Here is a 25,400-nt window from a genome sequence, read left to right on the forward strand (position 1 = left end):
ACAGCCGCATTCTTCCGGATGCGGCAGTTCCGTGCCCCAGCGCGACGCATTGTCGCACCCTTCCAAGGTCTGCCTTTCGGTTCCCTCCAATCGGGTCTAAGCTAGTTTTGACGTGCACGGGTGATTGCCGGTTTTCAGGTTGACGCGACTCGATGTGTTCGACAATCCGTTCGATAAAAGGCCGCAAATTCAGGTGGATACCCGCTGTTGCGAGATCTGTCCCGCCTGACCCGGACACGGTGTTCGAACACACCCCGTTACAACCGATCCGCCCCCCTCACCTGTTTCATTCGCTGCGACAATTTGTCGGGGGTCAATTTTGACCCTACCCTGCGCATGGAAAGGCCGCAGAATCAGCTTTTGAAAGCATTGACCCAGGTCATGGCGCGTTGCAATGACCCCCCGCTTTCTCCATACTTGCGACCGATTTTTATCCTAATAAAACACCCAAACCGTGGAACCTTAGAATGAGCACAGCAATCAGTCCGACTGCTTATAACTATAAGGTAGTCCGCCAGTTCGCCATCATGACGGTGGTCTGGGGGATCCTTGGCATGGGGCTCGGTGTCTTCATTGCCTCGCAATTGGTCTGGCCGGAGTTGAACTTCGATCTGCCATGGACGACATTTGGACGCCTTCGCCCGTTGCACACCAACCTGGTGATCTTCGCCTTCGGTGGTTGTGCATTGTTTGCCACTTCTTACTACGTCGTGCAGCGAACCTGCCAAACGCGACTGATTTCCGACAGCCTCGCCGCCTTCACCTTCTGGGGTTGGCAAGCGGTGATCGTCGGCGCGATCGTGACCTTGCCACTGGGTTACACCACTACCAAGGAATACGCGGAACTGGAATGGCCCCTGGCTATTCTGCTGGCCATCGTCTGGGTGACCTACGGTCTGGTGTTCTTCGGCACCATCGTCAAGCGCAAGACCAAGCACATTTATGTCGGCAACTGGTTCTACGGCGCCTTCATCGTCGTGACGGCCATGCTGCACATCGTCAACCACGCCTCCCTGCCGGTCAGCTTCTTCAAGTCGTACTCGGCCTACTCGGGCGCGACCGATGCGATGATCCAGTGGTGGTACGGCCACAACGCCGTGGGTTTCTTCCTGACCACCGGTTTCCTGGGGATGATGTACTACTTCGTGCCGAAACAGGCCGAGCGTCCGATCTATTCCTATCGCCTGTCCATCGTCCACTTCTGGGCGCTGATCACCCTCTACATCTGGGCCGGTCCGCACCACTTGCACTACACCGCGCTGCCGGACTGGGCACAATCGCTCGGCATGGCGATGTCGATCATCCTGCTGGCGCCAAGCTGGGGCGGCATGATCAACGGCATGATGACCTTGTCGGGTGCCTGGCATAAATTGCGCACCGATCCGATCCTGCGGTTCCTGGTGGTGTCCCTGGCGTTCTACGGCATGTCGACCTTCGAAGGCCCGATGATGGCCATCAAGACCGTCAACTCCCTGAGCCACTACACCGACTGGACCATCGGCCACGTACACGCCGGCGCCCTCGGCTGGGTAGCGATGATTTCCATCGGCGCCATCTACCACATGATCCCGAAACTGTTCGGGCGTGCCCAGATGCACAGCACCAGCCTGATCAACGCGCACTTCTGGCTCGCGACCATCGGTACCGTGCTGTACATCGCTTCGATGTGGGTCAACGGCATCACCCAGGGCCTGATGTGGCGTGCAATCAACGACGACGGCACCCTGACCTACTCGTTCGTTGAAGCGCTGCAAGCCAGCCACCCTGGCTATATCGTGCGTGCCCTGGGCGGCGCGTTCTTCGCCAGCGGCATGCTGTTCATGGCCTACAACGTGTACCGCACCGTTCGTGCCTCTGACCCGGCTGAAGCTGAAGCCGCCGCCAAGATCGCCGTAGTTGGAGCTCACTGATGAAGCACGAAGCAGTAGAGAAGAATATCGGCCTGCTGGCCTTCTTCATGGTCATTGCCGTGAGCATCGGCGGCCTGACCCAGATCGTTCCGCTGTTTTTCCAAGACGTGACCAACAAGCCGGTCGAAGGCATGAAGCCGCGTACCGCCCTTGAACTGGAAGGCCGCGACATTTACATCGCCAACGGTTGTGTCGGCTGCCACTCGCAGATGATCCGTCCGTTCCGTGCCGAGACCGAACGCTACGGCCACTACTCGGTCGCCGGTGAAAGCGTCTGGGACCACCCGTTCCTGTGGGGCTCCAAGCGTACCGGCCCGGACCTGGCCCGTGTTGGCGCCCGCTACTCCGACGATTGGCACCGTGCGCACCTGTATAACCCGCGCAACGTGGTGCCCGAGTCGAAGATGCCGGCCTACCCGTTCCTCGTGGAAAACAAGCTCGACGGCAAAGACACCGCCAAGAAAATGGAAGTCCTGCGCACCCTGGGCGTGCCTTACACCGACGAAGACATCGCCGGTGCCAAGGATGCCGTGAAGGGCAAGACTGAAATGGACGCGCTGGTGGCCTATCTGCAAGGCCTGGGCACCATCATCAAAAGCAAACGGTGATTGTTAATGGATATCGGGATGATTCGAGGCCTGGGCACCGTCGTTGTGATGGTGGCCTTCATCGGCCTGGCCCTGTGGGTGTTCAGCCCCAAGCGCAAGTCGGAGTTTGACGACGCGACCCTGCTGCCGTTCGCGGATGATCCCGAAGCCATCAAGCACGTCGAGCAAGCTTCTAGGAGTAACAAAGAATGACTACGTTCTGGAGTCTGTACGTCACAGTCCTCAGTCTGGGTACGATCTTCGCCCTGACCTGGCTGCTGCTGTCGACCCGCAAGGGCCAGCGCGCCGAACAAACGGACGAGACCGTTGGCCACTCGTTCGATGGCATCGAGGAGTACGACAACCCTCTGCCGAAATGGTGGTTCATGCTGTTCGTGGGCACCATCGTGTTCGCCCTCGGCTACCTGGCGCTCTACCCCGGCCTGGGCAACTGGAAAGGCCTGCTGCCAGGTTATAACTACCTGGACACGGAAAAGCAGACCGCCTTCGCCAACGGCCAGACCGGCTGGACAGGCGTTCATGAGTGGGAAAAGGAAATGGCTCGCTCGGACGCCAAGTTCGGTCCGATCTTCGCCAAGTTCGCCTCCATGCCGATCGAAGAAGTCGCCAAGGACCCGCAAGCCTTGAAGATGGGGGGCCGCCTGTTTGCCTCCAACTGCTCGGTCTGCCACGGTTCCGACGCCAAGGGCGCCTACGGTTTCCCTAACCTGACCGACGCCGATTGGCGTTGGGGCGGCGAACCGGAAACCATCAAGACCACCATCATGGGCGGTCGTCACGCAGTGATGCCTGGCTGGGCTGCCGTCGTTGGCGAACAGGGCGTGGCCGACGTGGCTTCCTACCTGGTCACCAGCCTGCACGGTCGCAAGCTGCCGGAAGGCGCCAAGGCCGATCCGGCCAACGGCCAGAAGCTGTTCGCTGCCAACTGCGTGGCCTGCCACGGTCCGGAAGGTAAAGGTACGCCCGCCATGGGCGCACCGAACCTGACGCATCCAGCCGCGTTTATCTACGGCTCGAGCTTCGCCCAACTGCAGCAGACCATCCGCTACGGCCGCCAAGGCCAGATGCCTGCCCAGGCCGATCTGCAGGGCAACGACAAGGTCCACTTGCTGGCCGCCTATGTCTACAGCCTGTCCCACGGCGAAAAGGCTCCTGCGGCTGACGCCCAGTAAAGCCCGCTGCCGATGTACGAAAGGCCCCGTCAACCAACGTTGACGGGGCCTTTTTATTTACCGCAGCGATATGGTCAGATTGTTATCTTGCCCGCAAGCAGCGGCGGTAGTAACGTGCCTACATTAAAGTTTCTTGAGGACGCCGCCATGTCCATCACCACGATTTCCAGCCGCGAATTCAATCACGACACAAGTGGTGCCAAAAAAGCCAGTCGCGAGGGGCCGGTCATCATCACCGACCGTGGCAAGCCGGCTCATGTACTGCTAAGCATTGAGGAGTACCAAAAACTGACCGGCCTTGGCAGCAGCATCGTCGAGTTGCTGGTCATGCCCGATACGCCGGATATCGATTTCGACACCGAGCGTGCCGTCATCACGCCTCGACCGGTGGACCTGTCCTGATGTACCTGCTCGATACCCATGTCATTTCAGAATTACGCAAACCTCAAGCCGATAAAAACGTACAGGCCTGGGCGCGTAGCGTCCCCGCCCCCAGCCTCTACGTCTCGGCCATTACCGTATTGGAACTGGAAACCGGCGTATTGCGCTTCGAACGCAAGGACCCGGAGCAAGGGAGCCGCTTGCGCGCATGGCTGGATAATCATGTCATGCCCGCATTTGCCGGAAGAATCCTGGCGGTCGACCGCGCCGTCGCGCTACGCTGCGCTCGCCTGCACGTTCCGGATCGCAGCAATGAATGCGATGCAATGATTGCCGCCACCGCGCTGGTCCACGGGCTGACTGTCGTCACTCGCAACGTCGCAGATTTCCAAAGCAGCGGCGTGGCGTTGCTTAATCCGTGGTCGCACTGATACGCCCCTGCAACAGCCCCTCAATAAAATCGCCAAGGAGACAGGCGCAATGGAAGGCATCGAAGTACTCAAGCGCACAGCCCATATGAGCGTCGAGCATGTCTGACGCGCTCTGGGCGGCCCGCCTGGGCGATGCACTCAACCACACTTCAATGATGGCCGACATCCTCGGCGGCGTGCTGGAGGTGGCGGCGAATATCGCCATCACAGCCCTGGCCACCGCCGCCGTCGTGGCGGCCACCGGCATCACCGTCGTCACAGGCGGCCTGGGCTGCTTCGTCCTTGGCCTGGTGGTCGGCACCATCGTTGGCCTGGCCATGAGCAAGACCGGGGCCGACAAGGGCTTGAGCAATATATGCGAGGGCATCGGCAACGCCCTCTTTCCGCCCACGGTGCAGGCGAACATTCTCACCGGCTCCACCGACACCCTGACCAACAACATCCCCGCCGCCCGCGCTGCCGGAGCGATCGAGTCCCATGTCGCGCCAGCCGGCACCGAGTTGGAAGCTCCCGAGGCGCAAGCCGAACCCAGCTACCTGGACATGGCCGGCAATTTTTTCTCGCAGATGTGGCGCCCCACCGTCGCCACGCCTGCGCCAGGGGCCGTGCCCAAGCCGCAAGACCTGGTCATCTGCATGAAGCACCCGCCGATGCCGCCGCAGTTCATGGCCGAGGGCTCCGACAAGGTCACTATCAATGGCCAGCCTGCCGTGCGCAGTGGCGACCGCAGCACTTGCGATGCGACGGTGGTGTCATCGGGCTTGATCTCTTCGAATGTGACCATTGGCGGCGGTTCGGTGGTGGTGCGTGAAATCCGCAGCGGCAAGACCCCGGGCGTCGGCCTGGCGGTCACGGCGCTGCTGATGCTCAAGGGCGGCAAGGGCAAATTCTTCAGCAAACTGCCCTGCATGCTGGTGGGCGGCGCGGTATCCATGGCCGCCAGCAGCGCCGCGAACGCGGCGGCCAATGCGGCGCTGGGTTCGTCGAACCCGGTCCACGCGGCCACCGGAGCCAAGGTGCTGGGCGGCAACGAAGAGCTGGATTTCGTATTGCCCGGTCTCCTGCCCATCGACTGGCAACGCGTCTACAACAGCCGCGACGAGCGCCGCGACAGTTTGTTCGGTAATGGCTGGAGTGTGTCCTACGAAGTGCAGGTGGAAATCGTCCCTCACCCGGACGGCGGCGAAACCCTGGTCTACACCGACGAACAGGGCCGCCCCATCGACATGGGTTCGATCCCCTTGGGTGGCGCGGTGTTCAGTGCGGGCGAAGGCCTGGCCGTGCGCCGCCACGTCAATGGCCAGTTGCTGATCGAAAGCGACAATGGCCTGTATCGCTTGTTCGAGCCCACGCCGGCCAACCCGTCGCGGCTGCGCCTGAACCAATTCGGCGACCGCAACGACAACCGTATTTATCTCGACTACGACGACGCCGGACGCCTGGTGCGGCTGCGTGACACCTTCGACCTCGTGCAAATCGACCTGATCCGCGAAGGCCAGCACGTCAGCCAGATCGAACGCCTCTACCCGGACCAACAGCGCGAGGTGCTGGTCAGCTACGCCTACGACGCCGCCGGCAACCTGGCCGAAGTGCGCGATGCCACCGGCCAGGTGCAGCGGCGCTTCAGCTACGATGCCGGCCGGCGCCTGGTGGAACATCAGTTGCCCACCGGCCTGCACTGCTTCTACGACTGGGCCCTGATCGAGGACCAGGAATGGCGTGTGGTCCGTCACTGGACCGACGAAGGCGATGCCTACCAGTTCGACTATGACCTCAAGGCTGGCACCACGCGCATCACCGACAGCCTCCAGCGGGTCAGCATGCGGCAGTGGAACAGCCAGCACCAGATCACTCGATTCAGCGATAACCTCGGCCAGACCTGGCTGTTCGAATGGAACGACGAGCGCCAGTTGCTCAACGCCACCGACCCACAGGGCGGGTGCTACGCGTACAGCTACGACGAAGCCGGCAACCTGATCAGCGAAACCGACCCGCTGGGTCGCAGTGAGTCCACCCTCTGGCTTGAGCACTGGGCCCTGCCATTGGTGGACACCAATGCCGCCGGCCATAGCTGGCGGTACCGTTATGACCCGCGTGGCAACTGCATCGCCGAGACCGATCCGTTGGGCCACGTCACTCGCTACCGCTACGACGCCCACGGCCAGATTATCGAAGTCATCGACGCCACCGGCAAAAGCAAAAAGCTGCGCTGGAACCCGTTCGGGCAATTGGTGGAGCACGTCGACTGCTCGGGTTACCCGACGCGGTTCAGCTATGACTCGCGTGGCTACTTGCAGACCATCACCGATGCCCTCGGCGAACGCACGCAATTCAGTTACGACGCCCAAGGCCGACTGCTCAGCAGCCAATTGCCGGACGGCCGCACCGAGCATTACCAGCGCGACATCGCGGGTCAGTTGATCGGCTATACCGACCCGGCCGGACACACCACTCTTTACCAGCACAACCGCCGCGGCCAGATCCGCCAACGCACCGACGCCCAAGGCCGGCAGGTACAGTTCGGGTATGACAGCTTGGGGCGGCTGCAAGCGCTGATCAACGAGAATGGCGAGAGCTATCGATTTGCCTGGGATGCCGGGAACCGGCTGATTGAGCAACAGGACCTGGACGGCAGCGCCAAACGCTACCGCTACGACGTGCTCGATAATGTCGCGGCGGTGACGGCCCTTCCGGCACCTTACGGCAATGGCCTGGCCGTGGTGCCCGAAACCCCACCGGCGCCTATCGTTCATCGCCTGGAACGCGACGCCGTGGGCCGGCTGATTGCCAAAGTCACCGACGACGGCCGCACCGAGTACACCTACAACGCACTGGACCAGCTCACGGCGATCACCTTCACCGACCTGCAAGGCAACACCCAGGTTTTGGGCTTCACCTACGACGCGACCGGTCAGTTGCTGGAAGAACTCAGCGCCGCCGGCAGCCTGCAACATCACTACGACGAACTCGGCAACCTGATCCAGACCCAACTGCCCGATGGCCGCTGGGTCAACCGCCTGTACTACGGCAGCGGCCACCTGCACCAGATCAACCTCGACGGCCAGGTCATCAGTGACTTCGAACGCGACCGCCTGCACCGCGAAGTGCTGCGCACCCAAGGGCAGATCAGCACCCGCAGCGAATACGACCGCAGCGGTCGCCTGCGCGCTCGCCAACGTCGCCACGGCAGTCAACCCTCGCTGCTGCCGGCGGCGGTGCAAAAACACTTCGAATATGACCCCGCCGACCACCTGATCGGCAAACTTGACCAGCAACCCGCCGCGCAACACCGGCAGCTGCTGCATTACGACACCACCGGCCGCATCATCGCCAGCCAGGACAGCCTGCACGGTCAGCGCGAAACCTTCGCCTACGACGCCGCCGCCAACCTGCTCGACGGCCCATCCCCCGGCGCCGGGCTGGTGGTGCACAACAAACTGCTGACCTACCAGGACAAGCGCTACCGCTATGACGCCTTTGGCCGGATGATCGAGAAACGCAGCGCTGCCCGCGGCCTGCAACGCTTCGCCTATGACGCCCAGAGCCGCTTGATTGAAGTGCGCAATGACAACGGCAGCGTGGTCCGCATGACCTACGACCCGTTGGGCCGGCGCATCGAAAAAACCGAACACGACAGCCACGGCTACCCGCTGGGTGAAACCCGCTTCATCTGGGACGGCATGCGCTTATTGCAGGAAAGCCGGTACAACCAGACCAGCCTTTATCTTTATGCGGATAACACCTACGACCCGCTTGCACGGATCGATGGATACGGAGCGCACCAGACCGTCCGTTATTACCACAACGACCTGAACGGTTTGCCAGAACAACTCACCGAGGCCGACGGGCGTAGCGTCTGGCAAGCTCGCTATGAGGTGTGGGGTAACCCCCTTCAGGAAATTCGCGAGCCCTACTTCCTCGAAGAGCAAAACCTGAGGTTCCAGGGACAGTACCTCGATCGAGAAATCGGCCTGCATTACAACGTTTTGAGGTTTTACGATCCAGACGTGGGTCGCTTCACCACGCCCGACCCGATCGGTTTGGCGGGAGGCCTCAATTTCTACGCCTATGCACCCAACCCGATTGGCTACGCGGACCCCCTGGGCCTTGCGGTCGACCCCCTGATAAAACTGAAAGACCGCGGCTATACAGGCGTTACGAAAACCCCTGGTGGAGGTCTCGACTATTCTGAAAGCAATGCGCTCTACAACAAAAAACCTGGCGTAAACCCGATCGTCAGAATTGAATACACCGGGGACTACGCCAAAGACTTCGAGGCCGCGAACAAAGCGGCCAAGTTGAGCCAGAAAACCACACCGGCCGGCCATGTATGGCACCATCTGGACGATTACGATCCCAAGACCAACACCGGCACCATGCAGCTCATCAAGCAAAGCGCCCACAACGGCATCGGCCATAGCGGGGGCGTTGCTCAATACAAAGCGGCTACAGGCAAGGCCTATACCCACCCCGCTCGTTTCAAGAGCAGAACAACAGGAGCCTCCAAATGCGGTTGACCCTCGAAGAATCCGAACAGGCCCTCTCCGTGCAGGAGCTGAATGAGTTCCAAGAGAAATTCAATGTGCAATTACCGACAGCCTTCAGGGAGTTTTATCTAAAGCACAACGGCGGCGATTTGTCTGAGCGTTGTAGCGAGAACGAGTTTTTGCTGGGCGGATTCACACCGATCAAATACGGCAATGCGCCTATCGAAGTTGTCTATCGCGACCTGGTTGACGATATTCCATCGTTGAAAGGAATGATCCCTTTTGCATACGACCAGGGCGGTAATTCATTTCTGCTCTCGCTCAAAGAAGATGACTTTGAAAACATCTACCTGTATTTGATGGACGAAGAAGATTTGGCGTTCGTATGCGAATCATTTGAAGAATTCCTCGCTGAACTCACAAGCCAGTAGCAACTGGGTCCGCGCATTCGATGTGGCACTGGCGAGCAAAGCGCTGAGTTCGGGCAACAATTGGCCAGGGCAAATCAAGCCTCAACGCCAACCCAAAGGGCTCGCCGAATCAGTCAGCAGGCCCTTGGGTTTTTCCCTGCGACGTGGAATGGCTATAGTCAATTGATCTGGGTCAAGACTTGTTACATCCGCTACACCATTCTACGCAGAGCCCCAACGCGACCAAAGGTCGCACCCTTGAGCCAGAGCGACAGGCGTATCATTGCGCCACTGCAACACCCCCCTGTGACCCTGGTCGGCACGTACTGGCCTCGGCACTTTCCACTGCCGTGGGATGCAATTGATGAGCAACCAGATTCCGGTACATGACGTTACCCCGCCTGCCAAGGACGCGAATAAAAGCGTCGACCTCTATGCCTCTCGGGAAAAAATCTACACCCGTGCCTTCACTGGCCTGTTTCGCAATCTGCGAATGGTCGGTGGAGCGGCGTTGTTCCTGCTGTACTTCGGTACGGTCTGGTTGAACTGGGGCGGTCATCAGGCCGTCTGGTGGAACCTGCCGGAACGCAAATTCTTTATTTTCGGTGCAACTTTCTGGCCCCAGGATTTCATCCTGCTGTCCGGGCTGCTGATCATTGCCGCCTTCGGCCTGTTTTTCATTACCGTCTATGCCGGACGAGTCTGGTGTGGCTACACCTGCCCGCAAAGCGTATGGACGTGGATTTTCATGTGGTGCGAAAAAGTCACCGAAGGCGACCGTAACCAGCGCATCAAGCTCGACAAGGCGCCCATGGGGGCCAACAAGTTCCTGCGCAAAACCGCCAAGCACAGCCTGTGGTTGCTGATCGGTTTTGTTACCGGCATGACCTTTGTCGGCTACTTCACACCGATCCGAGAACTGGTGTTCGAATTCTTCACCGGCCAGGCCGATGGCTGGTCATATTTCTGGGTCGGCTTCTTCACCCTCGCCACTTATGGCAACGCCGGCTGGCTGCGTGAACAGGTGTGCATCTATATGTGCCCTTATGCCCGCTTCCAGAGCGTCATGTTCGACAAAGACACCCTGATCGTTTCCTACGACCCGCGTCGTGGCGAAAGCCGTGGCCCGCGCAAGAAAGGTGTTGATTACAAGGCCCTGGGGCTGGGGGATTGCATCGATTGCACCATGTGCGTCCAGGTTTGCCCCACCGGCATCGACATACGCGACGGCCTGCAGATCGAGTGCATCGGTTGTGCGGCGTGCATCGACGCCTGCGACAACATCATGGACAAGATGGATTACCCGCGCGGCCTGATCAGCTACACCACTGAACACAACCTGTCGGGCCAGAAAACCCACAAGCTGCGCCCGCGCCTGATCGGCTATGCCCTGGTGCTGCTGGCGATGATCAGCCTGCTGGTAACGGCGTTCTTCATGCGTTCGCTGGTGGGTTTCGATGTCAGCAAGGACCGCGTGCTGTACCGTGAAAACGCCGAAGGCCGGATCGAGAACGTCTACAGCCTGAAGATCATGAACAAGGACCAGCGCGACCATACGTATGTGCTGGAGGCCGCCGGCCTGCCTGATCTCAAGCTGCAAGGCCGAAGGGAAATCAAAGTCGCGGCCGGCGAGATTTTCAGCCAGCCGGTGGAATTGTCCAGCGCACCGGAGCAACTGCCATCGAGCACCAACGAGGTGATCTTCATCCTCAAGGACGCCGATGACGAAAGCGTACATATCGAAGCCAAGAGCCGGTTCATCGGCCCACAAACTCGTTGAGAGAACTGAACATGCCTGCAGCAACCGCCACCAGCCCTTGGTACAAGCACCTCTGGCCGTGGATCATCATCGCGATCCTGACCTGTTCGGTGACCCTGAGCCTGACGATGGTGACCATTGCGGTCAAGAATCCGGACAACCTGGTCAATGACAACTATTACGAAGCCGGCAAGGGCATCAATCGCTCGCTGGAGCGCGAACTGCTGGCCCAGACCCTGCAATTGCATGCCAACGTAAAGCTCGATGACGTCACCGGCGAAGTGAACCTGCGCCTGAGCGGCAACAGCCGTCCCCAGACCCTGGAACTGAGCCTGGTCTCCCCGACGCAGCCGGAGAAGGACCGCAAGGTCGTCCTCACCCGTAACGACAGCGAGCCGGGACGTTATATCGGCCAGTTGACCGACCGGATCGAAGGTCGGCGCTTTGTCGAGTTGCTGGGCGTGGAAAGCGACAAGACCTGGCGTCTGTTCGAAGAAGAGCAGATCAATCGCGACCAGGACATCCTGCTGGGCGATGAACCGCTGCAAGGCGCTGAAGACCTGAAGAAGTAAACGGGTTTCCTGTGGCGAGGGAGCTTGCTCCCGCTGGGCCGCCAAGCGGGCCCCCGCTGTTCGGACTACTGGTTCTCCTCAGGCATACTGAGCGCTCAATTTACGACGGCTTCGCCGCCGAGCGGGAGCAAGCTCCCTCGCCACAAAGGCTTTCATGCGACAACCATGACCACTCCACAGCCCTGCTACCACTGCGCCCTGCCCGTTCCTCCCGGCAGTCGCTTCACCGCCGTTGTCCTCGGTGAAACCCGCGAGCTGTGCTGCCCGGGCTGCCAGGCCGTGGCCGAAGCCATTGTCGCCGGGGGCCTGGAAAGTTATTACCTGCATCGCAGCGAAGCCTCGGCCAACCCCGAAACCCTGCCCGTCCAACTGACCGATGAACTGGCGCTGTACGATCGTCCTGATGTACAGCAGTCGTTCGTGCGCCATGAAGGCGAGCTGGCCGAAACTACCCTGTTGATGGAAGGCATCAGCTGCGCCGCCTGTGGCTGGTTGATCGAAAAACAATTGCGCAGCCTGCCAGCCGTGGCCGAGGCGCGGTTGAACCTGTCCAATCATCGCTTGCATGTACGTTGGGCCGATGCGCAATTGCCGCTGAGCACGCTGCTCGCCGAACTGCGCCAGATCGGCTACGTCGCCCACCCGTACCAGGCCGACCTGGCCTGCGAACAGCTCGCCGCGCAGAATCGCCTGGCTCTGCGCCAGTTGGGCGTGGCCGGGCTGCTGTGGTTCCAGGCCATGATGGCGACCATGGCCACCTGGCCCGAGTTCAACATCGACCTGAGCCCGGAGATGCACACCATCCTGCGCTGGGTCGCGCTGTTCCTGACCACGCCCATCGTGTTCTATAGCTGCGCGCCATTCTTCAAGGGTGCGATGCGTGACTTGCGCACCCGTCACCTGACCATGGACGTTTCGGTGTCCCTGGCCATCGGCAGCGCTTATGTCGCCGGGATCTGGACCTCGATCACCGGGGTGGGCGAGTTGTATTTCGATGCGGTGGGCATGTTCGCCCTGTTCCTGCTGGCCGGCCGCTATCTGGAACGCCGGGCCCGGGAGCGCACCGCTGCGGCTACCGCGCAATTGGTCAACCTGTTGCCGGCCTCGTGCCTGCGCCTGGAAGATAACGGCCAGAGTGAACGCATCCTGCTCAGCGAGCTGCGCACCGGCGACCGGGTGTTGGTACATCCGGGCGCGGTCCTGCCGGCCGACGGCAGAATCCTCGACGGCCAATCCAGCATCGACGAATCACTGCTGACCGGCGAATACCTGCCACAGCCTCGCCAGATCGGCGATGCGGTCACGGCGGGCACGCTGAACGTCGAAGGTGCCTTGACGGTGGAGGTGCTCGCCCTTGGGCAGGACACGCGCTTGTCAGCCATCGTGCGGCTGCTGGACCGGGCCCAGGCCGAGAAACCGCGGCTGGCCGAAGTCGCCGATCGTGCCGCCCAATGGTTCCTGTTGCTCTCCTTGATTGCCGCCGCCGCCATCGGCCTGCTGTGGTGGCAGCTGGATGCCTCTCGCGCCTTCTGGATTGTGTTGGCGATGCTGGTCGCCACCTGCCCTTGCGCCCTATCGCTGGCCACGCCAACCGCCCTCACCGCCGCCACCGGCACCCTGCACAAACTTGGCCTGCTGCTGACCCGCGGTCATGTGTTGGAGGGCCTGAACCAGATCGACACCGTCATTTTCGACAAGACCGGCACCCTCACCGAAGGTCGCCTGGCGTTGCGAGCCATTCGACCGCTGACGGCCCTGGACAGCGATCAGTGCCTCGGACTCGCCGCAGCCCTGGAGAACCGCTCGGAACATCCCATCGCTCGCGCCTTCGGTCGTGCGCCGTTGGCGGCGGAGCAGGTGCAGAGTACGCCGGGGCTGGGACTGGAAGGCCTGGTAGGCGAACAACGGCTGCGTATCGGTCACCCCGGTTTTGTCTGCAACCTGAGTGGCGCCCCCGTACTGCAGATGCCGGACGAACCCGGTCAGTGGCTGCTGCTGGGCGATGAGATCGGGCCGCTGGCCTGGTTCGTCCTCGACGATCGCTTGCGCGCCGATGCGCCTGCCTTGCTGGCCGCTTGCAAGGCGCGGGGCTGGCGGACGTTGCTGCTGTCGGGTGACAGCTCGCCGATGGTGGCCAGTGTCGCCGCCGATCTGGGCATCGACGAAGCCCGGGGCGGTCTGCGTCCAGACGACAAACTGGCCGTGTTGCAGCAGTTGCACCAGCAAGGCCGCAAGGTGTTAATGCTCGGCGACGGCGTGAACGACGTGCCGGTGCTGGCGGCCGCGGACATCAGCGTCGCGATGGGCTCGGCCACCGACCTGGCCAAGACCAGTGCCGATGCGGTGTTGTTGTCCAACCGCCTCGACGCATTGATCCATGCCTTCAGCCTGGCCCGGCGTACTCGTCGAGTGATCATCGAGAACCTCGTCTGGGCGGGGCTGTACAATGGCCTCATGTTGCCGTTCGCCGCCCTCGGCTGGATCACTCCGGTGTGGGCCGCAGTCGGCATGTCCATCAGTTCATTGACCGTGGTGTTGAATGCCCTGAGGCTGACCCGTCAGCCGAAGGCGCAGGTTATCTACGCCACGCCCGATACCCGTCCGCTGCCGGCCTGAGCCGCGCGGGCATGGAGTTTCGACATGCCAGCTCTTTACGTGATGATCCCGGCCGCACTGCTGATCGTGGCCATCGCCGTGTACATTTTTTTCTGGGCCGTGGACAGCGGACAGTACGACGATCTTGACGGTCCGGCCCACAGCATCCTGTTCGACGATCAGGACCCGAACCACAAGGCAGCAGTAGACGAAGCCAGTGGCGAGGCCCGCAAGCCGGACGACAAGGCTCCGCCCCATGCTTGAATTAGCGCCATTGCTGGTCTCTGCGGTGATCCTTGGCCTGCTGGGCGGCGGCCATTGCCTGGGCATGTGCGGTGGCCTGATGGGCGCCCTGACCCTGGCGATTCCCAAGGAGCAGCGCAGCCGGCGCTTTCGGCTGCTGCTGGCCTACAACCTGGGGCGAATCTTGAGCTACGCCACCGCTGGGTTATTGATTGGCCTGGCCGGCTGGGCCGTGGCGAGCAGCCCGGCGGCGATGATCATGCGGGTACTGGCCGGTTTGCTGCTGATTGCCATGGGCTTATACCTGGCGGGTTGGTGGAGCGGCCTGACCCGCATCGAGAGCTTGGGGCGTGGCTTGTGGCGGCACATCCAGCCCGTCGCCAACCGCCTGCTGCCAGTGTCCAGCCTGCCCCGGGCCTTGCTGCTCGGCGCGTTATGGGGTTGGCTGCCGTGCGGGTTGGTCTACAGCACCCTGTTGTGGTCCGCCAGCCAGGGTAACGCGTTGGACAGCGCACTGTTGATGCTCGCCTTTGGCCTCGGCACCTGGCCGGTGCTGCTCGCCACCGGCCTGGCCGCCGAACGCATCACCGCCCTGCTACGCAAACGCAGCGTGCGCATGGCCGGTGGGTTGTTGGTGATTGTGTTCGGGATCTGGACGCTGCCGGGGCCACATCAGCATTGGCTCATGGGGCATTGATCGAGTAGCACCCAATCGCGAGCGAGCTCGCTCCCACAGGAGCACTAGCGTCGAGACCCTGCTCACACTCAGTGCCCGTTGATGCAAATCAACACACCACCACGCCCGCCCCCCTAGACTCGCGCCCATGCCAGCCTATCCGGGGAACGCCCGCATGCTCGACACCATTCGTTGGGACTCTGACCTGATCCGCCGCTACGACCTGACGGGACCGCGCTACACTTCATACCCGACCGCGGCGCAGTTCGCCGGCCAGGTGGGTACGTTCGACCTGCTCCATGCCCTGCGCGATAGTCGCAAGGCCCAGCGACCGCTTTCGCTGTACGTCCATGTGCCGTTCTGCGCAAACATTTGCTACTACTGCGCCTGCAACAAAGTCATCACCAAGGATCGAGGCCGTGCCCACGCCTACCTGCAGCGCCTGGAGCAGGAAATCCAGTTGATCGGCTGTCACCTCGACCCAGCCCAGCGCGTGGAACAGCTGCATTTGGGCGGCGGGACCCCGACGTTCCTCAGCCATGATGAGCTGCGCCAGTTGATGGCCACGCTGCGCAAGCACTTGAACCTGCTGGACGACGATTCTGGAGACTACGGCATCGAGATCGATCCACGGGAGGCCGATTGGTCGACCATGGGGCTGCTGCGGGAGCTGGGCTTCAACCGGGTCAGTATCGGCCTGCAAGACCTCGACCCGGCCGTGCAGCGTGCCGTCAATCGTTTGCAAAGCCTGGATGAAACCCGCGCGGTGATCGAAGCCGCCAGGACCTTGCAGTTCCGTTCGATCAACATCGACCTGATCTACGGGCTGCCCAAACAAACGCCGGAGAATTTCGCCCACACCGTGGAGGAAGTCATCAACCTGCAACCCGACCGGCTGTCGGTGTTCAACTACGCCCACCTGCCGGAACGCTTCATGCCCCAGCGGCGAATCAACAGCCAGGATTTGCCGAACCCGGAGCAGAAACTGGCGATGCTGCAAGGCACCATCGAACAACTCACCGCTGCCGGTTATCGCTACGTCGGCATGGATCACTTCGCCCTGCCCGATGATGAACTGGCAATTGCCCAGGAAGAAGCCACCCTGCAACGTAACTTCCAGGGCTATACCACCCACGGTCACTGCGACCTGATAGGCCTGGGTGTGTCGGCCATCAGCCAGATCGGTGACCTGTACTGCCAGAACAGCAGCGACCTGAACCAATACCAGAACACCCTCGCCGACGGTCAACTGGCGACCAGCCGCGGGCTGATATGCAATGCCGACGACCGGTTGCGCCGCGCGGTGATCCAGCAATTGATCTGCCATTTCTACCTGGACTTCGCCGAGATCGAGCAACGCTTCAATATTGATTTTCGCGGCTATTTCGCGCCGCTGTGGCCGCAGTTACAGGCGATGGCCCACGATGGCCTGATACACCTCGATGGCGCATACATCAGGGTATTGCCTGCTGGCCGGCTGCTGGTGCGTTCGGTGTGCATGGTCTTTGATGCCTATCTTGACCAGCAAAATCGGCAGCGTTTCTCCCGCGTGATTTGAGCGCGACAATTTGACGAGAAAACCACACTGGCTGCCGTGCCTGCGCTGGGGTACCCTTACGTCTTATGTGTGTTTTCCCACAAGGATTTAAGAAATGTCCGAGCCCGTCAAACAGCGCGCCCACAACCAGGCCCATTGCAAGGATTGCAGCCTGGCGCCCCTCTGCCTGCCACTTTCTTTGAATCTGGAGGACATGGATGCGCTGGACGATATCGTTAAACGGGGCCGGCCCTTGAAGAAAGGCGAATTCCTGTTTCGCCAGGGCGACACTTTCGATTCCGTTTATGCGGTGCGCTCGGGCGCCTTGAAAACCTTCAACCTCAGTGACGGCGGCGAAGAGCAGCTCACCGGCTTCCATCTGCCCAGCGAGCTGGTGGGCCTGTCGGGCATGGATACCGAAAGCCATCCGGTCTCGGCCCAAGCGCTGGAAACCACTTCGGTGTGCGAGATTCCTTTTGATCGCCTGGACGAACTGGCCCTGCAACTGCCGCAACTGCGTCGCCAGTTGATGCGCGTCATGAGCCGGGAAATCCGTGACGATCAGCAAATGATGTTGCTGCTCTCGAAAAAAACCGCCGACGAGCGCATCGCCACATTCCTGGTCAACCTCTCGGCACGCTTCCGCGCCCGCGGGTTTTCGGCCAACCAGTTCCGCCTGAGCATGTCCCGCAACGAAATCGGCAACTATCTGGGCCTGGCGGTGGAAACCGTGTCCCGGGTGTTCACCCGTTTCCAACAGAACGAGCTGATCGCCGCCGAGGGCAAGGAAATTCATATTCTCGACCCGATCCAGCTCTGCGCCCTGGCCGGGGGCTCGCTCGACGGCTGATGGACGAGCGCGGCTGAGGGATTCCTCGGGCCGCGCTATACTGCCGCGTTTGCAGCCCTGCCAGGACACCTCGACGATGGTCTTCGATTCCTTCGACATCAAATCCCTGATCCGCCCCGTAATCGACTTTCCCAAACCAGGCGTGATCTTTCGCGACATCACCCCGCTGTTCCAGTCCCCCACTGCCCTGCGGTTGGTGATGGATAGCTTTGCCCACCGCTACGTCGAGGCCGAGTTCACCCACATCGGTGCGATGGACGCACGGGGCTTCCTGATCGGCTCGATCCTGGCCTATCAGTTGAACAAGCCATTGGTGTTGTTTCGCAAGCAAGGCAAACTGCCGGCTGATGTATTGGCCGAGGGCTACCAGACCGAATACGGCGAGGCTTTCCTGGAAGTGCACGCCGATAGCTTGTGCGAAGGCGATTCGGTGGTGATGTTCGATGACCTCATCGCCACCGGCGGCACGCTGATCGCCGCCGCCAACCTGATCCGCCGCATGGGCGCCAAAGTCCACGAAGCCGCAGCGATCATCGACCTGCCGGAACTGCTCGGCTCCCAGCGTCTGGAAGACATGGGCATCCCGACGTTCTGCCTGACACAGTTTTCGCTTAGCGAAAAATAAAGTTCACGACAAAACCTAATGTGGGAGCGGGCTTGCTCGCGAATGCGGGGTGTCAGTCAACATAAGTGCTGACTGATACACCGCATTCGCGAGCAAGCCCGCTCCCACAGGTTTTGTATGGCCGTTACAACGCGATCGGTTTGCGCCCGGCAAACGAATGCGCCAGCGTCCCGCCGTCCACCAGTTCCAGCTCCCCCCCCAACGGCACGCCATGGGCGATGCGCGAGGCGACCAAACCTTTGTTGCTCAGCAATTGAGCGATGTAATGGGCGGTGGCTTCGCCCTCGACCGTCGGGTTGGTGGCGAGGATGACTTCGGTGAACGTGCCCGCCTCTTCGATCCGCGCGATCAACTGGGGAATGCCAATGGCTTCCGGCCCCAGACCGTCGAGGGGCGACAAATGGCCCTTGAGCACGAAATAGCGACCCCGAAAACCGGTCTGCTCCACCGCATACACATCCATCGGTCCTTCCACGACGCAGAGCAGGCTGTCATCGCGCCGCGGATCGGCGCATTGCGGGCAGAGGTCGTCTTCGGTGAGGGTCCGGCACAAGCGGCAATGGCCTACACCTTCCATGGCCTGGCTCAGGGCCTGGGCCAGGCGCGAGCCGCCGCTGCGGTCACGCTCGAGCAGCTGCAACGCCATGCGCTGGGCAGTTTTCTGACCCACACCCGGCAGCGTTCGCAGGGCATCGATCAGTTGGCGAATCAAAGGGCTGAAGCTCATTGAGGAAATGTCCGACATGACAACAAGACGCGGTTTATACCCGCGCCTCCGATTAGCGTCAAATACTCAATCCTGCGCGACCCGTACCACCAACTTGCCGAAGTTGCGCCCTTCCAGCAGGCCGATAAAGGCCTGGGGCGCGTTCTCAAGTCCATCGACCACGTCCTCGCGGAACTTGACCTTGCCATCGCGCACCCACGGCGCCATGGCGCTGATGAACTCCGGCTGGCGATCACCGTAGTCGTCAAACACGATAAATCCCTGGATACGCACGCGTTTGGTCAGCAATGTCCGCTGCAGTTGCGGCAAACGATCCGGGCCGCTGGGGGCCTGATGCTCGTTGTAGGAAGCGATCAAGCCACAGAGCGGGATGCGCGCCTTGGCGTTAAGCAGCGGTACCACCGCGTCGAAGACCTTGCCACCGACGTTTTCGTAGTAAATATCGATGCCTTTGCCACAGGCCCGGGCCAACTCCTCGGCAAAGTTTTCACTCTTGTGATCGACGCAGGCGTCGAACCCCAACTCGTCCACCACGTATTGGCATTTTTCGCTGCCGCCGGCCACGCCGATGACCCGCAAGCCTTTGATCTTCGCCACTTGGCCGACCACCGAGCCCACGGCACCCGAAGCCGCCGCCACCACCAAGGTTTCCCCAGCCTTGGGTTGACCGATGTCCATCAGGCCCATGTAGGCGGTCATGCCAGGCATGCCCAGCACACCCAGGGCCATCGACGGGCTGGGCAAGCCGGATGGGATGGGAATGACGTTACGGCCGTCACTGATGCTGTGGCTCTGCCAACCTGTGGCACCCACCACCAGATCGCCCTCCTGGAATTTCGGGTGCATCGATCGCTCCACCCGGCTGACGGCGCCACCTGTCATCACCTCGTCGATTTGCACCGGCGCGGCGTAGGACGGCGCATCGCTCATCCGCCCGCGCATATACGGGTCCAAGGACAGGAACAGGGTCTTGAGCAGGATCTGCCCTTGTGCCAAGTCCGGCAGTGTCACGTGTTCCAGGCGGAAATTGTCCGGGGTCGGTGCTCCCTGGGGGCGGGAGGCCAGGACGATGCGCTGGTTGGAGGTCAATGCTTGTGACATGGGAAGCGTCTCCTTGATCTGAGTGGCACGTATAAGGGAGCAGACCATTGCCGAAGGGGCGGCGTTCGATGTTTGTTCAGTTGGACGGCGGCGCTTGCTCGCGATGGCGATCTCACCGCCAACGCAGTTCTGGAGCAGAAACAAAAATGCCAGGCGCGATGCCTGGCATTGTGTGTAGCCCATCCCGACCGGGATGGCGAATCAGAACGGCAGCTTCATGCCCGGCGGCAGTTGCATGCCAGCGGTCATGCCGGACATCTTGTCCTGGCTGTTGGCTTCGATCTTGCGCACCGCATCGTTGACGGCGGCAGCGAACAGGGCTTCGAGCATTTCCTTATCGTCTTCGCTCAGCCCTTCGACCACGCTTGGGTCGATGCTGACGCGCTTGATGTCGTGGCGACCGGTCATGACCACGGTCACCATGTCGCCGCCGGACTTGCCGGTGACTTCGGCGTTGGCCAGCTCTTCCTGCATCTTGGCCATTTTTTCCTGCATCTGCTGCGCCTGCTTCATCAGGCCGGCCATGCCACCCTTCATCATGGGAATCACCTCGAAAGTACTTGGATAAACAACGCGCCCGGCCCGTTCGGCCCGGCGCTTTCAGTTATGAGCCCTGGATGACCGGGGCCTCGACAGGTTCGATAGTATCGTGACGGACCACGGCGCCGAACTGTTGCATCATCTGCTGGATGAACGGATCGCTGTGGATCGACTCCTCGGCTTCGCGCTGACGGTCGGCACGACGACGGGACGCGGCCTGGGCCGGGGTCTCCTGCTCCGGCTTGATCAGCTCGATGCTCAGCGTCAGGGTGCGCTGGTGGTACTGGTTCAGCGCGTCGTTGAGGCGCCGTTGCTGGGTCGCGTTGAACAGGGCGCTGTGGGCCGGATCCAGGTGCAGCAGCCAGTGGTCGCCCTCCACGGAAATCAGCGTACAGTTGGCGGCGATGCTGCCGGTCATGCCGGTAATCGGCAGTTTCGGGAACAGCTCCAGCCATTGCAGGGCCAGACCGGTGGCCGGCATTGCCGCAGGTTCCGGCTCGGGCTCCGGGGCCGGCTCGGCGGCGTGCTCGCTGGCCAGCTCATCCAGATAACTGTAGGCCGAATCCATGTCCGGTTCGATGTAATCCTCATCCAGCGGCGGCTCATCGTCCGGGTCGATGCCCGACGTGGCGACATCCACATCCGCTACCGTCGGCTCAGGCACCGGGGCGGCGACCCATTCCGGCGCATCGGGCACCACGCTGTCGGGCGTCGGCAGGGGCATCGGCGGCAACTCGGGCTGCTCGGCGACGGTCTCAAGCACCGGTTCCACCGCAGGCTGCTGGACGATTTCAGGCTCGACCGGGTCGTTCCAGGGCAGGTCTATAACGGCTTCGGCCACAGGCGCGGGCGTGGGCTCGGCGATCATTTCCGGTTCCGGTTCAGGCACCGCAACAGCAGGCGCCGGCGCCGGCGCCGGCTGCACCATAGGCGCCTGCGCTGTCGGAGGCGAAGCCACTGCCGGCGCAACGTTGGGCGCGGCAGCCACTGGCTTGGCGGAATCAGCTGTGGCCTGGCTGATCCCCACTGGCTTTAGCGGCTGCCTCGGGGCGTCCGCCGTGTCGGCAGGCCGGAAGGCCAGCATTCGCAGCAGTACCATTTCGAAGCCACCGCGTGGATCCGGCGCCAGGGGCAGGTCGCGACGACCGATCAGGCCCATCTGGTAATAGAACTGCACGTCTTCGGCGGGCAATGCCTGGGCCAGCGCCAATACGCGATCGCGGTCGCCATGGCCGTTGTCGACGCCTTCAGGCAAAGCCTGGGCGATGGCGACACGGTGCAACACGTTGAGAATTTCCGAGAGCACGCCATTCCAGTCCGGCCCCTGCTCGGCCAAATGACGCACCGCCTCGAGCAACGCCTTCGCATCGCCTTCGATCAGTGCATGCAGCACGTCGTAGACCTGGCCGTGATCGAGGGTGCCGAGCATCGCCCGCACATCGGCGGCCATGACCTTGCCCTCACCAAAGGCGATGGCCTGGTCGGTCAGGCTCATGGCATCGCGCATCGAACCGTCGGCGGCGCGGCCCAGCAGCCACAGCGCGTCGTCTTCGAAAGGCACGTTTTCGACGCCCAGCACGTGGGTCAGATGCTCGACGACCCGTTCCGGGGTCATGTTCTTCAAGGAGAACTGCAGGCATCGCGACAGAATCGTTGCGGGAAGTTTCTGCGGATCGGTGGTCGCCAGGATGAACTTGACGTAGGGCGGCGGTTCTTCGAGGGTCTTGAGCAGCGCATTGAAGGAATGGCTGGAAAGCATGTGCACTTCGTCGATCAGGTAGACCTTGAAGCGCCCACGGCTTGGCGCGTACTGCACGTTGTCGAGCAGTTCGCGGGTGTCTTCGACCTTGGTGCGGCTGGCGGCGTCGATCTCGATCAGGTCGACGAAACGGCCTTCGTCGATTTCCCGACAGACCGAACACTCGCCGCAAGGCGTCGAGGTAATGCCGGTTTCACAGTTCAGGCACTTGGCGATGATCCGCGCGATGGTGGTCTTGCCCACACCCCTGGTGCCGGTGAACAGGTAGGCGTGGTGCAGCCGCTGGCTGTCCAAGGCATTGATCAGAGCCTTGAGCACATGGGTCTGGCCGACCATTTCGCGGAACGAGCGCGGACGCCATTTACGTGCAAGAACCTGATAACTCATCGAAAACCGTCGCAACGAAGGAACATAAGCGGCTAATGCTAGCGGAGCAGGGGCGAAATTGCATCCGGTGTACTCGTCTAATCTGACTAAGCTTGGATCTGGGGCACGGTTGTCGACTTGGTTTTGCACAGTCAGGAGAGTGTATGCGCTCAGCCATGGGGGCTTTGCTGTTGGTGAGTACCGGTTGCTTCGCTGAACAACTACCGTTGCGTTTCGCTATCACCGACGGCTGGGCCATGCCCATGGTGCAGATCGAACGAGGCCGTCCGACCCAGGGCATCATTCCCGACATCATGACCAGCCTGGCAACCCAGGTCGGCATGTCGGCGCAATTTCACGTGCTGTCCCGCGCCCGTCTGGATGGCGCCATGAAACACGGCGAAGTCGACCTGCGCTGCTATGTCAGTCCCGATTGGGTCGACGACAAAAGCGGTGACTACCTCTGGAGTGTCCCGCTGTTCTTCCAGCGTGACCTCCTGGTCGGCATGCCAGGCACCCCCGGCCCGGTGGTACCGGCGGGTCTGGCGCAACAGGCCATCGGCACCGTGCTCGGCTACACCTACCCGACCTTGCAGCCGCTGTTCGACAGCCGCAATCTGCGCCGTGATGACGCGCGCAGCCAGGACCAGGTATTGGAGAAACTGCTGGCCGGCCGCTACCGCTATGGCGTGACCAATCAATGGGCCCTGGACTGGTTCAATCAACGGCACACCGCTGACCGGCAATTGCAAATCGTGGCGGTCCTGCAGGAACGGCAATTGAGTTGCTACCTGCGTGACAACCCGGCAATCCCGACGCAACGCATTTTGCGCACCTTGCTGAAGATGAAAACCTCAGGGGAAATCGATGCGATCATCCAGCTCTACACCGGCCGCAGCGAATCGACAGGCGCCCAATCTGGTTCACCTTGAATCCCTGATCGCCGCTGCCACTGCGCTGGGGCAATAAAGCCTTTTACCCAGCCTGGCACCTGCTCGGGCGGCATGGGCCGGGCGATGAAGTAGCCTTGCGCCACCTCGCAGCCCAGGCGCAGCAACAGTTGCCCATGCTCAAGGCTGTCCAGTCCCTCGGCCACGACCTGACGGCCAAACGCCCGGGCCAGGCCGATCACGGCCTCGGTCAACGCCAGGTCGTCCTGGTCATTGAGAATGTCGCGCACAAAAGTCTTGTCGATCTTGATGGTCTGCGTGCGCAAGTGCTTGAGGTCGTTCAGCGAACAATAGCCGGTGCCGAAGCCCCCGAGGGAAAAGCCCACCCCCAGGGCCTGGCACGCCTGGAGACAAGCGCTGACATGTTGAAGGTTTTCCACGGCGACGGATTCGACGATTTGCAGGTCCAGCATGCGCGGCGACACCGCCGGATGCCGCTCTAGCACCTGTCGCAATCGCTCGACGAAATCGGCGCGCTGGAAATGCCGGACTGAAATATTAATGCTCACGGGCCAGCCCTGCCCCGCTTTCTGCCAAGACTGCAGTTGGGTCAGAACCTGTTCCATGACCCACTCGCCGATCTCGACGATCAGGTCGGTTTCCTCGACCAGCGGCAGAAATTCCCGTGGCGGCACCAGCCCGCGCTGCGGATGTTTCCAACGCAGCAGCGCCTCGAGGCCAACCACCACGCCACTGCGCATATTGACCTTGGGCTGGAAATGCAAGCGCAGTTCATTACCGGTCAGTGCCTGCCGGACCCGTTCGACGGTCTGGTAGGTGGCCCGCACCTCCTTGTCCCGGGACACATCGAACAAATGGAAACGGTTGCGGCCACTCTGCTTGGCCACATACATCGCCTGATCGGCATGGCGCAACAAGGTCTCGGCATCGTCGTTATCCCAAGGGAACAACGTGACGCCGATGCTGGCGAAGACCTTGATCCCCTTGCCGTCGATGGCATACGGCATCGAAACGGCGATCAATACCCGGTTCAACGCGGCGTGCAATTCATCCATCCCATGGACGTGGCGCAGCACCAGTACGAACTCGTCCCCCGCCAGTCTCGCGACCACATCCTCGCCGCGCACAATGCTGCGCAAGCGCCTGGCAACTTCCACCAGCAGCCGGTCGCCGCTGGCATGGCCGTAGCTGTCATTGACGGCTTTGAAACCGTCCAGGTCGAGCATGCACACCGCCAGGGGAAGATTCTCTACGCGCGAAAACTCCAGCGCCTGGTCCAACAGATCGGAAAGATAGGTGCGATTGGGCAAGCCAGTCAGCACGTCGTGGCCGACGCGCCATTGCAAGGAGTCCAGCAGCCGGCGTTTCTCGCTGACATCGAAGCGAATCGCCAGGTAGCGCTCGACTTGCCCGGTCACATCGTCGATCACCGGAATCAGGGTCGTGTCGACCCAATGCAACGAACCGTCCCTGGCGCGGTTGCAGATTTCCCCCTTCCATACCTGCCCCATTGCAATGGTTCGCCACATGGCACTGAAAAACTCGCCCGGGTGCTGTCCGGAATTGAGCAGGCGATGGTTTGCCCCCAGCAATTCATCGCGCCGGTAGCCGAAAAGGTTACAGAACTGGTCATTGACGTGGGTGATGCGCCCGCTCGAATCGGTTTCGGAAAAAATCGCGGCGGCGTCAACGGCTCTGCGGTACTTCTTATCCATCGAAGCAGTCATCCATGAGTCAGGC

The 25,400-nt window shown here is 61.5% G+C and carries 22 protein-coding genes; 17 read left to right on the forward strand and 5 right to left on the reverse strand.

The window, feature by feature from the left end; genetic code table 11:
• The first annotated feature begins 467 nt into the window (after positions 1 to 467).
• The 16 genes from ccoN to PFLQ2_RS09800 all read left to right on the forward strand — a co-directional run bounded on the left by ccoN (position 468) and on the right by PFLQ2_RS09800 (position 18,256).
• Positions 468 to 1,910, forward strand: a complete 1,443-nt coding sequence (gene ccoN, locus PFLQ2_RS09875; RefSeq protein ID WP_003183472.1) for a cytochrome-c oxidase, cbb3-type subunit I — start codon at positions 468 to 470, stop codon at positions 1,908 to 1,910.
• Positions 1,910 to 2,518 carry a cytochrome-c oxidase, cbb3-type subunit II gene (gene ccoO / locus PFLQ2_RS09870; protein ID WP_003183473.1) on the forward strand — a complete coding sequence of 203 codons (609 nt, stop codon included), beginning with the start codon at positions 1,910 to 1,912 and terminating at the stop codon, positions 2,516 to 2,518. The genes ccoN and ccoO overlap by 1 nt, the downstream gene beginning before the upstream one ends.
• Positions 2,519 to 2,524: 6 nt before the next feature.
• Positions 2,525 to 2,710 (forward strand): CcoQ/FixQ family Cbb3-type cytochrome c oxidase assembly chaperone, encoded by a 186-nt coding sequence (locus PFLQ2_RS09865; RefSeq protein WP_003183474.1) that lies wholly within the window; start codon positions 2,525 to 2,527, stop codon positions 2,708 to 2,710.
• On the forward strand, positions 2,707 to 3,690 hold the full coding sequence (gene ccoP / locus PFLQ2_RS09860) for a cytochrome-c oxidase, cbb3-type subunit III (protein ID WP_003183475.1): 984 nt from the start codon (positions 2,707 to 2,709) through the stop codon (positions 3,688 to 3,690). Before PFLQ2_RS09865 ends, ccoP begins: the two co-directional genes overlap by 4 nt.
• 147 nt (positions 3,691 to 3,837) lie before the next feature.
• The gene (locus PFLQ2_RS09855) at positions 3,838 to 4,092 is read left to right on the forward strand and encodes a type II toxin-antitoxin system Phd/YefM family antitoxin (RefSeq protein ID WP_003183476.1); all 255 of its coding nucleotides are present in this window, start codon (positions 3,838 to 3,840) and stop codon (positions 4,090 to 4,092) included.
• On the forward strand, positions 4,092 to 4,502 hold the full coding sequence (locus tag PFLQ2_RS09850) for a type II toxin-antitoxin system VapC family toxin (RefSeq protein ID WP_003183478.1): 411 nt from the start codon (positions 4,092 to 4,094) through the stop codon (positions 4,500 to 4,502). The genes PFLQ2_RS09855 and PFLQ2_RS09850 overlap by 1 nt, the downstream gene beginning before the upstream one ends.
• Positions 4,503 to 4,600: 98 nt before the next feature.
• Complete coding sequence (locus PFLQ2_RS09845) at positions 4,601 to 9,019, forward strand: RHS repeat-associated core domain-containing protein (RefSeq protein WP_003183479.1); 4,419 nt, start codon at positions 4,601 to 4,603, stop codon at positions 9,017 to 9,019.
• Complete coding sequence (locus PFLQ2_RS09840; RefSeq protein ID WP_003183481.1) at positions 9,010 to 9,420, forward strand: SMI1/KNR4 family protein; 411 nt, start codon at positions 9,010 to 9,012, stop codon at positions 9,418 to 9,420. Before PFLQ2_RS09845 ends, PFLQ2_RS09840 begins: the two co-directional genes overlap by 10 nt.
• A gap of 343 nt (positions 9,421 to 9,763) precedes the next feature.
• Positions 9,764 to 11,179 (forward strand): cytochrome c oxidase accessory protein CcoG, encoded by a 1,416-nt coding sequence (gene ccoG, locus PFLQ2_RS09835; RefSeq protein WP_003183484.1) that lies wholly within the window; start codon positions 9,764 to 9,766, stop codon positions 11,177 to 11,179.
• A gap of 11 nt (positions 11,180 to 11,190) precedes the next feature.
• Positions 11,191 to 11,730, forward strand: coding sequence for a FixH family protein (locus PFLQ2_RS09830; RefSeq protein ID WP_003183492.1), 540 nt, complete (start codon positions 11,191 to 11,193; stop codon positions 11,728 to 11,730).
• Between the two features lie 165 nt (positions 11,731 to 11,895).
• Positions 11,896 to 14,346 carry a heavy metal translocating P-type ATPase gene (locus PFLQ2_RS09825; RefSeq protein ID WP_003183493.1) on the forward strand — a complete coding sequence of 817 codons (2,451 nt, stop codon included), beginning with the start codon at positions 11,896 to 11,898 and terminating at the stop codon, positions 14,344 to 14,346.
• Positions 14,347 to 14,370: 24 nt separating this feature from the next.
• On the forward strand, positions 14,371 to 14,589 hold the full coding sequence (ccoS, locus tag PFLQ2_RS09820) for a cbb3-type cytochrome oxidase assembly protein CcoS (protein WP_003183505.1): 219 nt from the start codon (positions 14,371 to 14,373) through the stop codon (positions 14,587 to 14,589).
• Positions 14,582 to 15,265, forward strand: coding sequence for a sulfite exporter TauE/SafE family protein (locus tag PFLQ2_RS09815; protein ID WP_003183506.1), 684 nt, complete (start codon positions 14,582 to 14,584; stop codon positions 15,263 to 15,265). The genes ccoS and PFLQ2_RS09815 overlap by 8 nt, the downstream gene beginning before the upstream one ends.
• A gap of 154 nt (positions 15,266 to 15,419) precedes the next feature.
• On the forward strand, positions 15,420 to 16,802 hold the full coding sequence (hemN, locus tag PFLQ2_RS09810) for an oxygen-independent coproporphyrinogen III oxidase (protein ID WP_003183507.1): 1,383 nt from the start codon (positions 15,420 to 15,422) through the stop codon (positions 16,800 to 16,802).
• A 94-nt stretch (positions 16,803 to 16,896) separates the two neighbouring features.
• Positions 16,897 to 17,631 carry a fumarate/nitrate reduction transcriptional regulator Fnr gene (gene fnr, locus PFLQ2_RS09805; RefSeq protein WP_003183508.1) on the forward strand — a complete coding sequence of 245 codons (735 nt, stop codon included), beginning with the start codon at positions 16,897 to 16,899 and terminating at the stop codon, positions 17,629 to 17,631.
• Between the two features lie 76 nt (positions 17,632 to 17,707).
• Complete coding sequence (locus PFLQ2_RS09800) at positions 17,708 to 18,256, forward strand: adenine phosphoribosyltransferase (RefSeq protein WP_003183509.1); 549 nt, start codon at positions 17,708 to 17,710, stop codon at positions 18,254 to 18,256.
• A gap of 124 nt (positions 18,257 to 18,380) precedes the next feature.
• Here the strand turns inward: PFLQ2_RS09800 and recR are convergent, their stop codons facing one another.
• The 4 genes from recR to dnaX all read right to left on the reverse strand — a co-directional run bounded on the left by recR (position 18,381) and on the right by dnaX (position 22,770).
• Positions 18,381 to 18,983: a recombination mediator RecR gene (gene recR, locus PFLQ2_RS09795; RefSeq protein ID WP_003183510.1), complete on the reverse strand. Its 603-nt coding sequence runs from the start codon at positions 18,981 to 18,983 to the stop codon at positions 18,381 to 18,383.
• 66 nt (positions 18,984 to 19,049) lie between these two features.
• Positions 19,050 to 20,084, reverse strand: coding sequence for an NADP-dependent oxidoreductase (locus PFLQ2_RS09790; protein ID WP_003183511.1), 1,035 nt, complete (start codon positions 20,082 to 20,084; stop codon positions 19,050 to 19,052).
• A gap of 201 nt (positions 20,085 to 20,285) precedes the next feature.
• The gene (locus tag PFLQ2_RS09785; protein ID WP_003183512.1) at positions 20,286 to 20,624 is read right to left on the reverse strand and encodes a YbaB/EbfC family nucleoid-associated protein; all 339 of its coding nucleotides are present in this window, start codon (positions 20,622 to 20,624) and stop codon (positions 20,286 to 20,288) included.
• 64 nt (positions 20,625 to 20,688) lie between these two features.
• Positions 20,689 to 22,770, reverse strand: coding sequence for a DNA polymerase III subunit gamma/tau (gene dnaX / locus PFLQ2_RS09780; protein ID WP_003183513.1), 2,082 nt, complete (start codon positions 22,768 to 22,770; stop codon positions 20,689 to 20,691).
• Between the two features lie 143 nt (positions 22,771 to 22,913).
• Between dnaX and PFLQ2_RS09775 the strand changes: the two genes are divergently transcribed.
• Complete coding sequence (locus PFLQ2_RS09775; protein WP_003183514.1) at positions 22,914 to 23,681, forward strand: substrate-binding periplasmic protein; 768 nt, start codon at positions 22,914 to 22,916, stop codon at positions 23,679 to 23,681.
• Here PFLQ2_RS09775 and PFLQ2_RS09770 read toward each other — a convergent pair.
• Positions 23,633 to 25,375, reverse strand: coding sequence for a putative bifunctional diguanylate cyclase/phosphodiesterase (locus tag PFLQ2_RS09770; RefSeq protein ID WP_003183515.1), 1,743 nt, complete (start codon positions 25,373 to 25,375; stop codon positions 23,633 to 23,635). The two genes, PFLQ2_RS09775 and PFLQ2_RS09770, sit on opposite strands and share 49 nt — an antisense overlap.
• Between the last annotated feature and the right edge of the window lie 25 nt (positions 25,376 to 25,400).

The organism is Pseudomonas fluorescens Q2-87, from assembly GCF_000281895.1.
Lineage (GTDB): Bacteria > Pseudomonadota > Gammaproteobacteria > Pseudomonadales > Pseudomonadaceae > Aquipseudomonas > Aquipseudomonas fluorescens_S.

Excerpts from the sequence above, each read along its gene's own strand:
- ccoN (WP_003183472.1), top strand. The coding sequence starts at position 468 with ATGAGCACAGCAATCAGTCCGACTGCTTATAACTATAAGGTAGTCCGC.
- ccoO (WP_003183473.1), top strand. The coding sequence starts at position 1,910 with ATGAAGCACGAAGCAGTAGAGAAGAATATCGGCCTGCTGGCCTTCTTC.
- PFLQ2_RS09865 (WP_003183474.1), top strand. The coding sequence starts at position 2,525 with ATGGATATCGGGATGATTCGAGGCCTGGGCACCGTCGTTGTGATGGTG.
- ccoP (WP_003183475.1), top strand. The coding sequence starts at position 2,707 with ATGACTACGTTCTGGAGTCTGTACGTCACAGTCCTCAGTCTGGGTACG.
- PFLQ2_RS09855 (WP_003183476.1), top strand. The coding sequence starts at position 3,838 with ATGTCCATCACCACGATTTCCAGCCGCGAATTCAATCACGACACAAGT.
- PFLQ2_RS09850 (WP_003183478.1), top strand. The coding sequence starts at position 4,092 with ATGTACCTGCTCGATACCCATGTCATTTCAGAATTACGCAAACCTCAA.
- PFLQ2_RS09845 (WP_003183479.1), top strand. The coding sequence starts at position 4,601 with ATGTCTGACGCGCTCTGGGCGGCCCGCCTGGGCGATGCACTCAACCAC.
- PFLQ2_RS09840 (WP_003183481.1), top strand. The coding sequence starts at position 9,010 with ATGCGGTTGACCCTCGAAGAATCCGAACAGGCCCTCTCCGTGCAGGAG.
- ccoG (WP_003183484.1), top strand. The coding sequence starts at position 9,764 with ATGAGCAACCAGATTCCGGTACATGACGTTACCCCGCCTGCCAAGGAC.
- PFLQ2_RS09830 (WP_003183492.1), top strand. The coding sequence starts at position 11,191 with ATGCCTGCAGCAACCGCCACCAGCCCTTGGTACAAGCACCTCTGGCCG.
- PFLQ2_RS09825 (WP_003183493.1), top strand. The coding sequence starts at position 11,896 with ATGACCACTCCACAGCCCTGCTACCACTGCGCCCTGCCCGTTCCTCCC.
- ccoS (WP_003183505.1), top strand. The coding sequence starts at position 14,371 with ATGCCAGCTCTTTACGTGATGATCCCGGCCGCACTGCTGATCGTGGCC.
- PFLQ2_RS09815 (WP_003183506.1), top strand. The coding sequence starts at position 14,582 with ATGCTTGAATTAGCGCCATTGCTGGTCTCTGCGGTGATCCTTGGCCTG.
- hemN (WP_003183507.1), top strand. The coding sequence starts at position 15,420 with ATGCTCGACACCATTCGTTGGGACTCTGACCTGATCCGCCGCTACGAC.
- fnr (WP_003183508.1), top strand. The coding sequence starts at position 16,897 with ATGTCCGAGCCCGTCAAACAGCGCGCCCACAACCAGGCCCATTGCAAG.
- PFLQ2_RS09800 (WP_003183509.1), top strand. The coding sequence starts at position 17,708 with ATGGTCTTCGATTCCTTCGACATCAAATCCCTGATCCGCCCCGTAATC.
- recR (WP_003183510.1), bottom strand. The coding sequence starts at position 18,983 with ATGAGCTTCAGCCCTTTGATTCGCCAACTGATCGATGCCCTGCGAACG.
- PFLQ2_RS09790 (WP_003183511.1), bottom strand. The coding sequence starts at position 20,084 with ATGTCACAAGCATTGACCTCCAACCAGCGCATCGTCCTGGCCTCCCGC.
- PFLQ2_RS09785 (WP_003183512.1), bottom strand. The coding sequence starts at position 20,624 with ATGATGAAGGGTGGCATGGCCGGCCTGATGAAGCAGGCGCAGCAGATG.
- dnaX (WP_003183513.1), bottom strand. The coding sequence starts at position 22,770 with ATGAGTTATCAGGTTCTTGCACGTAAATGGCGTCCGCGCTCGTTCCGC.
- PFLQ2_RS09775 (WP_003183514.1), top strand. The coding sequence starts at position 22,914 with ATGCGCTCAGCCATGGGGGCTTTGCTGTTGGTGAGTACCGGTTGCTTC.
- PFLQ2_RS09770 (WP_003183515.1), bottom strand. The coding sequence starts at position 25,375 with ATGGATAAGAAGTACCGCAGAGCCGTTGACGCCGCCGCGATTTTTTCC.